General features: G+C 73.0%; 9 protein-coding genes. 6 read left to right on the top strand and 3 right to left on the bottom strand.

The features are described 5' to 3' along the window. Nucleotides 1–193 precede the first annotated feature (193 nt). Entirely contained in the window at nucleotides 194–565 is a 372-nt protein-coding gene (locus ACFPP6_RS04140) for a nitrite reductase (NAD(P)H) small subunit (RefSeq protein WP_382037319.1), read from the top strand. 137 nt (nucleotides 566–702) lie between these two features. Continuing rightward, complete coding sequence (locus tag ACFPP6_RS04135; RefSeq protein WP_382037317.1) at nucleotides 703–1,632, top strand: oxidoreductase; 930 nt, start codon at nucleotides 703–705, stop codon at nucleotides 1,630–1,632. Between the two features lie 40 nt (nucleotides 1,633–1,672). Here the strand turns inward: ACFPP6_RS04135 and ACFPP6_RS04130 are convergent, their stop codons facing one another. Continuing rightward, nucleotides 1,673–2,308: a hypothetical protein gene (locus ACFPP6_RS04130; RefSeq protein WP_382037315.1), complete on the bottom strand. Its 636-nt coding sequence runs from the start codon at nucleotides 2,306–2,308 to the stop codon at nucleotides 1,673–1,675. 220 nt (nucleotides 2,309–2,528) lie between these two features. Here ACFPP6_RS04130 and ACFPP6_RS04125 point away from each other — a divergent pair, with 220 nt between their 5' ends. The 4 genes from ACFPP6_RS04125 to ACFPP6_RS04110 all read left to right on the top strand — a co-directional run bounded on the left by ACFPP6_RS04125 (nucleotide 2,529) and on the right by ACFPP6_RS04110 (nucleotide 7,544). Continuing rightward, nucleotides 2,529–4,418, top strand: coding sequence for an APC family permease (locus tag ACFPP6_RS04125; protein WP_382037313.1), 1,890 nt, complete (start codon nucleotides 2,529–2,531; stop codon nucleotides 4,416–4,418). 93 nt (nucleotides 4,419–4,511) lie between these two features. Next, nucleotides 4,512–5,759, top strand: a complete 1,248-nt coding sequence (locus tag ACFPP6_RS04120; RefSeq protein WP_382037311.1) for an ABC transporter substrate-binding protein — start codon at nucleotides 4,512–4,514, stop codon at nucleotides 5,757–5,759. A gap of 1 nt (nucleotide 5,760) precedes the next feature. Beyond that, complete coding sequence (locus ACFPP6_RS04115; protein ID WP_382037309.1) at nucleotides 5,761–6,678, top strand: carbohydrate ABC transporter permease; 918 nt, start codon at nucleotides 5,761–5,763, stop codon at nucleotides 6,676–6,678. Continuing rightward, on the top strand, nucleotides 6,675–7,544 hold the full coding sequence (locus ACFPP6_RS04110; protein WP_382037307.1) for a carbohydrate ABC transporter permease: 870 nt from the start codon (nucleotides 6,675–6,677) through the stop codon (nucleotides 7,542–7,544). Before ACFPP6_RS04115 ends, ACFPP6_RS04110 begins: the two co-directional genes overlap by 4 nt. Nucleotides 7,545–7,685: 141 nt before the next feature. On the opposite strand, the gene ACFPP6_RS04105 is transcribed toward ACFPP6_RS04110, so the two are convergent. Both ACFPP6_RS04105 and ppdK read right to left on the bottom strand, forming a co-directional pair. Further along, nucleotides 7,686–8,738 carry an ArsR/SmtB family transcription factor gene (locus ACFPP6_RS04105; protein WP_382037305.1) on the bottom strand — a complete coding sequence of 351 codons (1,053 nt, stop codon included), beginning with the start codon at nucleotides 8,736–8,738 and terminating at the stop codon, nucleotides 7,686–7,688. Nucleotides 8,739–9,490: 752 nt separating this feature from the next. Next, on the bottom strand, nucleotides 9,491–12,235 hold the full coding sequence (gene ppdK / locus ACFPP6_RS04100) for a pyruvate, phosphate dikinase (RefSeq protein ID WP_382037303.1): 2,745 nt from the start codon (nucleotides 12,233–12,235) through the stop codon (nucleotides 9,491–9,493). Nucleotides 12,236–12,354: the final 119 nt, after the last annotated feature.

Genomic DNA, 12,354 nt, shown 5'->3' with positions numbered 1-12,354 from the left:
GTACGGGCTCCTCCCAACTCGCCCGCGGAACAGGGCCGCAGCCCGGGCGGGACTCGGACACACGGACGTCACGTCACCGGTGAAAACGTGTGCCACGGTGACGACAGACAGCGGTGGCTGTGCCAGAGTTCTGGGCACTCCGCAGCCCGCTCCCCCACCGTCCCTGTCCGCTCTCCCGAAGGGACCTTCCGCGATGACCGTCGCACCCGAGCAGCTGCCGCACGCACCCGCGCCGGTGTCCGTCCGCGTCGAGGCGCTCCTGGGGGGCCGGTGGCACGCGCTGTGCGAGCTGGGCGACCTGCGGCCGGGGCGGGGCGTGGCGGTCCTGCTGCCGGACGGCCGGCAGGCCGCCGTCTTCCTCGACCGGGCCGGGAGGGCGTACGCGGTGGGCAACCGGGACCCGTTCAGCGGCGCGTACGTCCTCGCGCGCGGGCCGCTGGGCTCGGCCGGCGGGCGGGCGTACGTCACCTCGCCGCCGGCCGGGCGCCGGTTCGACCTGACGGACGGCAGGTGCCTGGACGACGCGGCGGTGTCGGTGCCCGCGTATACGGTCCGGCTGCGCTGAGCGGGGGCGCCCCGCGCGCGGGCCACCGTAACGGGCGAATGCCCGCCCTGCGCGGGCGCACCCTCGCCTACGCTGGTTCCCACGAGGGCTACTGACGCGTATGGGCCGGGTGCGGACCGCAGAGGAGCGCAGCAGACGTGACGGGATGGAACGCGGGCGAGATCGCCGACCAGAGCGGCCGCACGGCGGTGGTCACCGGCGCCAACAGCGGCATCGGCTTCGTCACGGCCCGCGAGCTGGCGCGCCGCGGCGCGGCGGTGGTCCTGGCCTGCCGGGACGCCACGCGCGGCAAGGCGGCCGAGGAGCGGGTGCGGGCGGCGGCGCCCGGCGCCGACGTGCGGTTCGCGCCGCTGGACCTCGCGGACCTCTCCTCCGTCCGGGCCTTCGCGGACGGCCTCCCCGGCGACCGGCTGGACCTGCTGATCAACAATGCCGGGGTGATGGCGCTGCCGCAGCGGCGCACGGTCGACGGCTTCGAGATGCAGTTCGGCACGAACCATCTCGGCCATTTCGCGCTGACCGGGCTGCTGTTGCCGAGGCTGCGCGAGGCCGGGCACGGCGCGCGGGTCGTCACCGTCGCCAGCGGGCTGCACGTCCTGGGCACGGTCGACCCGCGCGACCTCAACATGGAGCACCGCTACCGCCGCTGGATCGCCTACGGCCGTTCCAAGAGCGCGAACCTGCTCTTCACGCACGAGCTCGCGCGGCGCCTGGTGGCGGAGGGTTCGCGGGTCGTCGCGGTCGCCGCGCACCCGGGGTACGCGGCGACCAATCTGCAGACGGCCGGGGTGCGGATGGAGGGGCGGGAGGTCGCCGAGCACGTCGTGCAGCTCGGCACCCGGCTCTTCGCGCAGAGCCCGGAGAACGGCGCCCTGCCCACGCTGTACGCGGCCACGGCGGCGGATGTCCGGCAGGACGACTACTTCGGCCCGCGCCTGGAGTTCCGCAGCGGCGGGGCGCCCACGCGGCGGGCGGTCCGGGCGCCCTGGACGCGCAACGACCGGGCGAGCGCGGGGCTTTGGGCGGCGTCGGAGCGGCTGACGGGCGTGACGTACGCCTGGCTGTGACCGGGGCCCCGCCCCGGCCGCGCCGTTGATCACCGTCCCCTCAATCACCCGGTGCGCCGGAGAGCTTGCAGCTTTCCAGCAGCCGCCGCGCGCCCTCGCCGTCGATCCGTTCCGCGAGCTCGGCCAGCGGCGCCCCGCCCTCCCGCAGCAGGCCGCTCTCGCGTGAGCGCCGCACGCCCGCGTCCAGCCGGTGCCACAGCAGCGGGTTGGCGACGAGCACCTGGGGGTCCAGTTCCACGCGGCCGCCACCGGCGTCCCGCAGCACGAGGCGCGGCGTCATGCCGTCCGCGCGGCGCACCTGCGTCAGCAGGTCGGTGCGCACGCGCTTCTCGCCCAGCAGGCCGCGCACGGCGAGCCAGCCGTCGCCCGCGGTGACCCGGTGCGGCAGCAGCACGGCCACGAGGAGGGCCCCGAGCCCGGCCCAGCAGGCGCCGCGCAGCCCGTCGAGACTGCCCCGGGCGAGGTCGGCGAGGACGAGGACGCCCCCGAGGGCCGTTCCGCAGTACCAGGCGGCCCGCGCCTCGCGCCGCCAGTTGCGGTCGTGGGCGAGGGTCCGGCCGCCCGGCGGGTGGGCCCGCGTCCGTCTCGCGTGCGCTTCGTGCCCGTGTCCGTGACGGTGTCCGTGCCGTTGTCCGTGCCCGCCTGCCCGCATCCTCGAGGGCTGTCGCCGTCCCATGTTCGTGACGCTAGGCCCGGGCCGGGGGCGCACCGTGCGCTGTTGACGCGGTGCTGACGCCGCTCGAGCCAACCCTTACGCCCCGCTGACGTCACCCTGCCCGGGCCGTCAAGAACGCGTGAAGATCCCCCCGGAACGCGCCAAGAGGCCGCCAAGACCGTGCGCGGGCGCGCGGGACCGGCTGCACGCTGGGCGTCCCACTCACGGAGGTACGAACAGAATGTCCCTGCTTGCCCACGGGAACCGGCGGTCCGGTGCGGCCGACGAGGAGCCGCCCGATACCGGCGCCGCGCGGCCTTCCGCCGAGGACCGGCACCGGCTGACCGCCACGCAGGGACTCGCGGCCCTGTCCCTGGACGCGATGGCGTCGGTGGCCTACGGCCCCGAGTCGATCGTCCTGGTGCTGGCCGCGGCGGGCGCGTACGGGCTGGGCTTCACGCTCCCGGTCACGCTCGCGATCGCCGCCCTGCTGGCGGTGCTCGTCGCCTCCTACCGGCAGGTCATCGCGGCGTTCCCGGACGGCGGCGGCTCGTACGCGGTCGCCAAGCGGCACCTGGGCCGGCGCACCGGCCTGGTGACCGCGGCCTCCCTGGTGCTGGACTACGTGCTGAACGTGGCGGTGTCGGTCACCGCCGGCGTCGCGGCCCTGACCTCCGCCTTCCCCTCCCTCTACGCCGACCGGCTGTGGATCTGCCTGGCCGTGCTGGCCCTGGTGACCGGGGTGAACCTGCGCGGCATCGTGGAGTCCGCGAAGTGGTTCATGGTGCCGACGGCCGTCTTCGTCGGCTCGGTCCTGACGATGATCGTGGCCGGGCTGCTGCGGGACGCGCCCGCGAGCACCGAGGCCGCCGCCGGGCACGCCTCCGTGCTCGCCGGCAACGCCACGTCCGTCGGCGCGCTGCTGCTCCTGAAGGCCTTCGCCGCGGGCTGTTCCGCCCTGACCGGCGTGGAGGCCGTGGCCAATGCCGTGCCGTCGTTCCGCGCCCCGGCGCAGCGGCGGGCCCAGCGCACGGAGGTCGCGCTCGGCGCCCTGCTGGGCGTCATGCTGATCGGCCTGTCGGTGCTGATCGGCCGCTTCCACCTGCAGCCGGCCGAGGGCGTCACGGTCCTCGCCCAGCTCGCCGACGCCTCGCTCGGCCACAACTGGGCCTTCTACGTGGTGCAGTTCGCCACCGTCGTCCTGCTGGCGCTGGCCGCGAACACCTCCTTCGGCGGGCTGCCGGTCCTGATGGCGCTGCTGGCCCGGGACAACTACCTGCCGCACGTCTTCGGCCTCAAGGCCGACCGGCAGGTGCACCGGCACGGGGTGCTGGCCCTGGCCGCGGTCTCCGCGCTGCTGCTGGTCTTCTCCGGCGGCGACGTCAACACCCTCGTGCCGCTGTTCGCGATCGGGGTGTTCGTGGGCTTCACCATCTGCCAGGTGGGCATGGTGCGGCACTGGCGGCAGGAGCGCTCGGCCGGCTGGCGGGGCAAGGCGTTCCTCAACGGCTTCGGCGCGCTGCTGACGGGCGTGTCGGCGGTCGTGGTCACGGCCACGAAGTTCGAGGAGGGCGCCTGGCTGATCGTCCTGGCGCTGCCGCTGATCGTGCTGGTCTTCGAGACCGTCCACCGCGCGTACGGGCGGATCGGCGAGCGGCTGGGGCTGGGCCGGGTGCCCGAGGCGCCGCGCCGCTGCCACAGCGTGGTCGTCGTTCCCGTCTCCTCCCTCTCCCGGCTGACCAGCAAGGCCCTGACAGCCGCCGTGTCGCTGGGCGACGAGGTGGTCGCGGTGACCGCCGTCCAGCCCGATGCGGAGGGGGCGCGGGCCGCCGAGTCGCTGCGGCGCGACTGGGAGCTGTGGAACCCGGGCGTGGACCTGGTCGAACTGCCCGCGCCCACGCGCGCCCTGGGCCGCCCGATCGTGGACTACGTCCACGAGCTCACCGCCCGGCACCCCGACAACCGCGTCACCGTCCTCATCCCGGAGGTCGAGCCCGCGCACGTGTGGCAGCGGCTCCTGCAGAACCAGCGCGGCGCCGTCGTCGCCCACGCGGTCCGCCGCGACACGGACGCGGTCATCTGCCGCCTGCGCTTCCGCACCGGCGCGGAACCGGCCCCGCGGAAGGCCTGAAAGGCCGACACACGGCGGTAATCAATCTGTCGTAATCCTCCCCCATCGTTGATCGTTGGTCCGTACGGTCCGACCGCGAGGGGGAGAACCGACATGCCGATCAGCCGCAGACTGCTCTTGACCGGTGGTGCCGCGCTCGCACTGACCGGGTGCGGGTCCGACACCGGGCGGGGCGACAAGGGTTCGGGCAGACCCCGGCTCTCCCACTGGTACCACCAGTACGGCGAGGCCGGCACCCGGCAGGCCGTGGGCCGGTACGCCGCCGCGTACGAGAAGGCCGACGTGCGGATCGAGTGGCGGCCCGGCAACTACGACCAGCAGACCGCCGCCGCCCTGCTGACGGACTCCGGGCCGGACGTCTTCGAGGTCGACGGGCCGACGCTGGACCAGATCCGCGGCGGGCAGGTCACCGACCTCACCGCCCTGCTGGACGGCGCGAAGGACGACTTCCACCCGGTGGTGCTCGCCCCCAAGACCTGGGACGGGCGGGTGTGGGGCGTCCCGCAGGCGATCGACACCCAGTTCCTCTACTACCGCCGCAGCCTGCTGGAGAAGGCCGGGGTGCGCCCGCCGCGGACCCTGGACGAGCTCGTCGACGCCGCCGGGAGGCTCACCTCCGGCACGGTCAAGGGCCTCTTCCTGGGCAACGACGGCGGCGCGGGAGTCCTCGGCGGCACGCCCCTGTACGCGGCGGGCCTCTCGCTCGTCACCGCCGGCGGCAAGCCCGGCTTCGACGACCCGGCCGCCGCGCGCACCCTCGGCAAGCTGCACCGGCTGTACGCCGGGAAGTCCCTGCTGCTGGGCGCGCCCGCCGACTGGTCCGACCCGGCGGCGCTCGTCCAGGGCCTCACCGCCATGCAGTGGTCCGGGCTGTGGGCCCTGCCGCAGGTGAAGACGGCGCTCGGCGACGACTTCGGGGTGCTGCCCTTCCCCGCCGACGGGCCCGCGGGCAAGCCGGCCGTGCCCGTCGGCGCGTACGCCGCGGCGGTCAGCGCCCGCAGCGCGCGGCGGAAGGAGGCCGAGGCGTACGTGAAGTGGCTGTGGGTCGACCGCACCGACCACCAGGAGGACTTCGCGCTCTCCTACGGCTTCCACATCCCCGCCCGCAGATCGCTGGCCGCGAAGGCGGCGAAGCTCAAGGAGGGTGCGGCGGCCGAGGTCGTGGGGTTCACCAACGATCACGGCTACGCCCAGCCGCTGCTGTGGACGGTCGCCGCGCGGACCGCCTACCAGGACGCGCTCAGCCGGATCATCAAGGAAGGGGCCGATCCGGAGCGCGAGCTGAAGGCGGTCGTGCGCCGCACCGCGGACGAGCTGCGGCGCGCCGGGAAGAAGCCCTGACGTGGCGGCGTACTGTGCGCGGCGCAGGCGGCGGCAGGCCCTGTGGTTCTGGGCGTTCACCGGCCCCTTCGTCCTCGGCCTCGCCCTCTTCACCTACGTGCCCCTGGCCTGGAGCGTCTGGCTCAGCTTCTTCGACGCGCACAACACCGTCACCCCCACCGGCTTCGCGGGCCTGGACAACTACCGCGAGGTGCTCGGCGATCCGGCCTTCCGCTCCGCGCTCGGCACCTTCGTGCTGTTCACGGCGTTCATCGTGCCGGCCACGTACCTGCTGTCGCTGGGGCTCGCACTGGCGGTGGGGCGGCTGCGCGCCGCGCAGGCCTTCTTCCGGTCGGTGTTCTTCCTGCCGACGGCCTGCAGCTACGTGGTGGCGGCACTGGTGTGGAAGCTGTCGATCTTCAACGGGGTGCGGTTCGGGCTGGCCAACACCGTCCTCGGCTGGTTCGGCGCCGAGCAGGTCGCCTGGCTGTCGGCCACCGACCCGCCCTGGTACTGGCTGGTCCTGGTCACCGTCCGGCTGTGGCTGCAGGCCGGCTTCTACATGGTGCTCTTCCTCGCCGGGCTGCAGCGCATCCCGCCGCAGCTGTACGAGGCGGCGGCCGTCGACGGGGCGCGGCCGGGGTGGCAGACCTTCCGGCACATCACCTTCCCGGCGCTGCGGGCCACGTCGGTCGCGGTGGTGCTGCTGCTGGTCGTCAACGCCTTCCAGGCGTTCGACGAGTTCTACAACCTGCTGTCGGACGCGCGCGGCTACCCGCCCTACGCCCGGCCGCCGCTGGTCTACCTCTACTACACGGCGCTCGGGCAGGGGCAGAACCTGGGGCTGGGCAGCGCGGGCGCCGTCGTCCTGGCGCTGCTGATCGCGGTGGTGTCGGTGGTGCAGGTGCGCTGGTTCGGCCTGGGCAGGAGGGAAGCATGACCGGAGGTACGACGGGAGGCGCGGGGCGGAGGGACGACGCCCTCGTACGGGCCGGCCGGGCGCTGCGGCTGGTGCTGCTGACCGTGCTGGCCGTGCTGTTCCTCCTCCCCTTCTACCTGCTGGTGCGCAACGGGCTCGCCGCCGAGGAGGACATCACCTCGCCGGAGTGGACGTTCTTCCCGTCCGAGGTGCACTGGTCGAACGTGCGGGAGCTGTTCGCCGACCCGGACGTGCCGATGGCGCACGCGCTGCTGAACTCCTCGCTGATCGCCGTGGCCACCACGCTCGGCACGCTGCTCCTCGCCTCCCTCGCCGGCTACGGCCTGGCCCGCATCCCCTACCGGCACGCCGACGCCGTCCTCTACGCGGTCCTGGGCACGCTGCTGGTGCCGGCGGCGGTCACGTTCGTGCCGTCGTTCGTGCTGGTGTCGTCGCTGGGCTGGGTCTCCAGCCTGCGCGGCCTGATCGTGCCGACGCTCTTCAGCGCCTTCGCCTGCTTCGTCTTCCGCCAGTACTTCCTGGGCTTCCCGCGGGAGCTGGAGGACGCGGCCCAGGTGGACGGCCTGGGCCCCTGGCGCACGTACTGGCTCGTCGTCGTGCCCAACTCCCGTCCGGTGTTCGCCGCGGTCGGCACGATCGTCTTCATCGGTGCGTGGAACTCGTTCCTGTGGCCGCTGGTGATCGGCCAGGACCGCGACGCCTGGACGGTCCAGGTGGCCCTGTCGACATTCACCACGGCCCAAGCCGTCAATCTGCACGAACTGTTCGTGGCCGCGGCCGTGTCGGTCGTACCGCTGCTGGTGGTCTTCCTGGTGCTGCAGCGCTACATCGTCGCCGGGGTCGAGCGTTCGGGGATCGACGACTGAGGCGGCGAGCCCACCCCGCCCCCGGCTGGGGGTCCGGGGGTCATCCCCCGGGAGATTGCAGCATCGTCGCCGGGGTCGAGCGTTCGGGGATCGACGACTGAGGCGGCGAGCCCACCCCGCCCCCGGCTGGGGGTCCGGGGGTCATCCCCCGGGAGATTGCAGCATCGTCGCCGGGGTCGAGCGTTCGGGGATCGACGACTGAGACGGCCTGGGCGCAAGCTGCGTCGTCCTGTGGCCGCCGCGCAGGAGGGCCGCGCCCAGGGGTGTCAGGGTGTGCATCACGGCGCTGCCGTTGCGCAGGGTCAGGACGAGGCCCGCCTCGCGGAGTACGCCCGCGTGCTGGCTGGCCGAGGCCGCGGACACCCCGACGCGGCGGGCGAGTTCGCTCGTGGTGCAGCCGCCGCCGATGGAGCCGAGCACCGCCGAGCGGGTGTGCCCGACGAGCTTGCCGAGGGAGCGCGGTGCGGTCTGCACGGCGGGCGCGGACTCCGACATGTGCCGGGCGGGGTAGACGAGGACCGGGGTGAGGTCGGGGTCCCGGTAGGTGACGGGCGTGCGCCGGCAGAAGAAGGAGGGAACGAGCAGCAGGCCCCGGCCGTTGAGGTGGACGTCGCGGTCGACGGGGTAGTCGGCCTCCAGGACGGGTGCGCGCCAGCGCATCATGGGCGGCAGCGAGGAGAGCAGGGCGTCGGCGCCGCCGTCCAGCAGGGCCCGGCCCCGCACGGCGCGGTCGGCCTCGATCTGGGCCTGGATGTGCTGCCAGTAGGGTGCTATCGCGGCCTCGTGGTACGCCTGGAGCGCTCCGGTGAGCTTGGCGAAGGCGCGATCGTCGCCCTCGGCCATGGATCGTATCCAAGCGGGGAGCGTACGGGCCGTGGAGAGCCGGCCGAGCTCGCGGTGCACCCGCTCCCCCGGCGTCTCGCGCAGGGCCTGCATGCCGGAGTCGAGTCCGAGTACCCCTTCGGGGGGTGTGAGGAAGTCCGGAAAATACCCGCGGGAAGGCACCAGCGGGGCGAGAAGCCGAGTTTCACCATTCAACCGGGTCCGGGTTTCCGAGCGCCAATCCCCGAAGATCGACTCGCCTTGTTTGTCCCGGAGCCGGTGGAGGCTCAATACGGTTTCCCAGAGTGCGTCCGGGTCTCCGGCCAGGCGCAACCGGGCCAGATCGAGTCCAGTGAAATGGACGCGCAGCACCAAACCCCCACATGAGACATCCGCAACCACCCCCCGCTCACTGAGTATGCACACCGATACGAGCTGTTACCACGCCCTTTTGGCCACAGTTGAAAGGACTCGCGGCGAACGTGGGGGAAGCGAAATGCTATTCACGCACTCGGGGCCGCCCCCGCTCGTTCCCGTGGGGGGTGGCGAGCGAAAAAGCGGCCGCTGAGTATGCGAGTTGCCGCCCGAGCCGATGCGGGCGGCAACAACTCCCGGTGGGGGAGTAAAGAGGGGCGGCGCTCCCGCACGGGCGCCGCCCCTTCGCCCTGTCCGGCTCCGGCATGACCACAGGTCAGCCACATGTCGGGCACATCTCGGGCGCAGGACCACCACAGGATGATCACCTGCCGGTAACCCCTGCGTCATGTGCCGGAGACACTGCCGCCCAGCCGCGCGCCCCGCGGGCGCCGGGCGAGGGGCGGTTTTCCGCCACCGCCCTTCGGGCCGAGGGGGCTTGGTACGTACCGACCGGTCAGTCCCGGCCCGCCTCCGGCGGTGCGCCGGGCCGTTCGCCCGGCCGTCCGCAAAGCCGTCCGGCGGCCCACCGGGCCACCGTTCACCCGTCCACCGTACGCAACCACCCCACAGGGGCGAAGGGGCGGCCCCCCGCACGGGTGCCGCCCCTCCATGGATCGGGAGCCGTCGCCGGGTTGAGGGTCGGGGTCGCCCCGGCGACGGCTCCGCCGCGCCGGCCCGGTTCGTGCCGGGCCGGCGCGGCCGCCGCATCAGCGGCTGTCGGAGCCCCCGTTGCCGAGCGCGGCGGCACGGCCCGCCTCAAGGCGCGCAACGGGGATGCGGAAGGGGGAGCAGGAGACGTAGTCCAGCCCCACCTCGTGGAAGAAGTGCACCGACTCGGGGTCGCCGCCGTGCTCGCCGCAGACGCCGAGCTTGAGGTCCGGGCGGGTGGCCCGGCCGGCCTGGGCGGCCGCGCGCACCAGCGAGCCGACGCCGTCCTTGTCGATGGTCTCGAAGGGGCTGACGCCGAAGATGCCCTTCTCCAGGTACGCGGTGAAGAAGCTCGCCTCCACGTCGTCGCGGGAGAAGCCCCACACCGTCTGGGTCAGGTCGTTGGTGCCGAAGGAGAAGAACTCGGCGGCCTCGGCGATCTGGCCCGCCGTGAGCGCGGCCCGCGGCAGCTCGATCATGGTGCCGAGGGTGAGCCGCAGGTCGGTGCCGGTGGCCTGCTCGACCTCGGCGATGACCCGCTCGGCCTCCTCGCGGACGATCTCCAGCTCCTGGACGGTGCCCACCAGCGGGATCATGATCTCGGCGCGCGGGTCGCCGCCGGCGGTGGCGCGCTCGGCGGCGGCCTCGGCGATGGCCCGCACCTGCATGGCGAACAGGCCCGGGATGACGAGGCCGAGGCGCACGCCGCGCAGGCCGAGCATCGGGTTCTGCTCGTGGAGCTTGTGCACGGCCTGCAGCAGGCGCAGCTCGTTCTCGTGCGGCTCGCGGCGGGCCTCGGCGAGCGCGACCCGCACCGACAGCTCGGTGATGTCGGGGAGGAACTCGTGCAGCGGCGGGTCGAGCAGGCGGACCGTGACCGGCAGCCCGTCCATGGCCTCGAAGAGCTCCACGAAGTCGGCCTTCTGCAGCGGCAGCAGGGCCCCGAGGGCCTCGTCCCGCTCGTCCTCGGTGTCGGCGAGGATCAGGCGCTCGACCATCTCGCGGCGCTCGCCGAGGAACATGTGCTCGGTGCGGCACAGGCCGATGCCCTGGGCGCCGAAGCGGCGGGCGCGGGCGGCGTCCTCGGCGTTGTCGGCGTTGGCCCGGACCTGCAGACGGCGCTTGCCGTCCGCGTAGGACATCATCCGGTGCACGGCCTGGACGAGCTCGTCGCCCGCCGCGGCAGCGGCTTCATCGGACACAGCGGCCGCGTCGGCCTGCATGCGGCCCTCGAAGTACTCGACGACCGGGGAGGGCACGACGGGCACCTCGCCGAGGTAGACCTTGCCGGTCGAGCCGTCGATGGAGACGACCTCGCCCTCCTCGATGACGACCCCGCCGGGGGCGGTCATGCGCCGGCGCTTGGTGTCGACCTCCAGCTCCTCGGCGCCGCAGACACAGGTCTTGCCCATGCCGCGGGCGACGACGGCCGCGTGCGAGGTCTTGCCGCCGCGCGAGGTGAGGATGCCCTCGGAGGCGATCATGCCGTCGAGGTCGTCGGGGTTGGTCTCGCGGCGGATGAGGATGACCTTCTCGCCCGAGCGCGACCACTTCACGGCGGTGTAGGAGTCGAAGACGGCCTTGCCGACGGCGGCGCCGGGCGAGGCGGCGATGCCGCGGCCCAGGAGCTCGGTCTTCGCCTTGTCGTCGAACCGCGGGAACATCAGCTGCGCGAGCTGCCCGCCGGTGACGCGCTGCAGCGCCTCGGCCTCGTCGATCAGGCCCTGGTCCACCAGCTGCGTGGCGATGCGGAAGGCCGCTCCCGCGGTGCGCTTGCCGATGCGGGTCTGCAGCATCCACAGCTTGCCGCGCTCGATGGTGAACTCGATGTCGCACAGGTCCTTGTAGTGCGTCTCGAGCGTCTCCATGATCTGCATCAGCTGGTCGTAGGACGCCTTGTCGATGCGCTCCAGGTCGGCCAGCGGCACGGTGTTGCGGATGCCCGCGACGACGTCCTCGCCCTGGGCGTTCTGCAGGTAGTCGCCGTAGACGCCCTGGTGGCCGCTGGCGGGGTCGCGGGTGAAGGCGACGCCGGTGCCGGAGTCGGGGCCGAGGTTGCCGAAGACCATGGAGCAGATGTTGACGGCGGTGCCGAGGTCGCCGGGGATGCGCTCCTGGCGGCGGTAGAGCTTGGCGCGGTCGCCGTTCCACGAGTCGAAGACCGCCCGGATGGCGAGGTCCATCTGCTCGCGCGGCTCCTGCGGGAAGTCCCGGCCGGTCTCCTTGGCGACGATGCCCTTGAACTCCTCGACCAGGCGCTGCAGGTCGGCGGCGTCGAGCTCGACGTCGGTGGTGACGCCCTTGGCGCGCTTGGCCTCGTCGAGGGCCTCCTCGAAGAGGTCGCCGTCGACGCCGAGGACGGTCTTGCCGAACATCTGGATGAGACGGCGGTAGGAGTCCCACGCGAACCGCTCGCCACCGGCCTGGGCGGCGAGCCCGGCCACGGAGGCGTCGGAGAGCCCGATGTTGAGGACGGTGTCCATCATGCCGGGCATGGAGAACTTGGCACCGGACCGGACCGAGACCAGCAGCGGGTCGTCCGCCTGCCCCAGCTTCTTGCCCATCTGCTTCTCGAGGGCGTCGAGGTGGGCGGAGACCTCGTCGCGCAGGGCGACGGGCTCGGTGCCGCTCTCGAGGTAGACCTTGCAGGCTTCGGTGGTGATGGTGAAGCCGGGGGGTACGGGCAGGCCGAGGTTGGTCATCTCGGCGAGGTTGGCGCCCTTCCCGCCGAGCAGGTCCTTCAGGTCCTTGTTGCCCTCGGTGAAGTCGTAGACGAACTTCTGCTGATCTGTGGTTTCCGGCACGGGACTCGACTCCTCACTGGGGTCCCCCCGTACACAGTTGGGGGAAGGCGTGCTCAAACGTGCTGACGGCGGGGAGCGTACCCAGATCGAAGGCTTATGAGGAGGTCCACCCCCCGGCC

Origin of the sequence: Streptomyces aureoversilis (assembly GCF_042657885.1) — a bacterium.
Classification (GTDB): domain Bacteria; phylum Actinomycetota; class Actinomycetes; order Streptomycetales; family Streptomycetaceae; genus Streptomyces; species Streptomyces aureoversilis.
The sequence above is the reverse complement of the archived record's forward strand: the minus strand, read 5'-3'. Positions and strand labels throughout refer to the sequence as shown.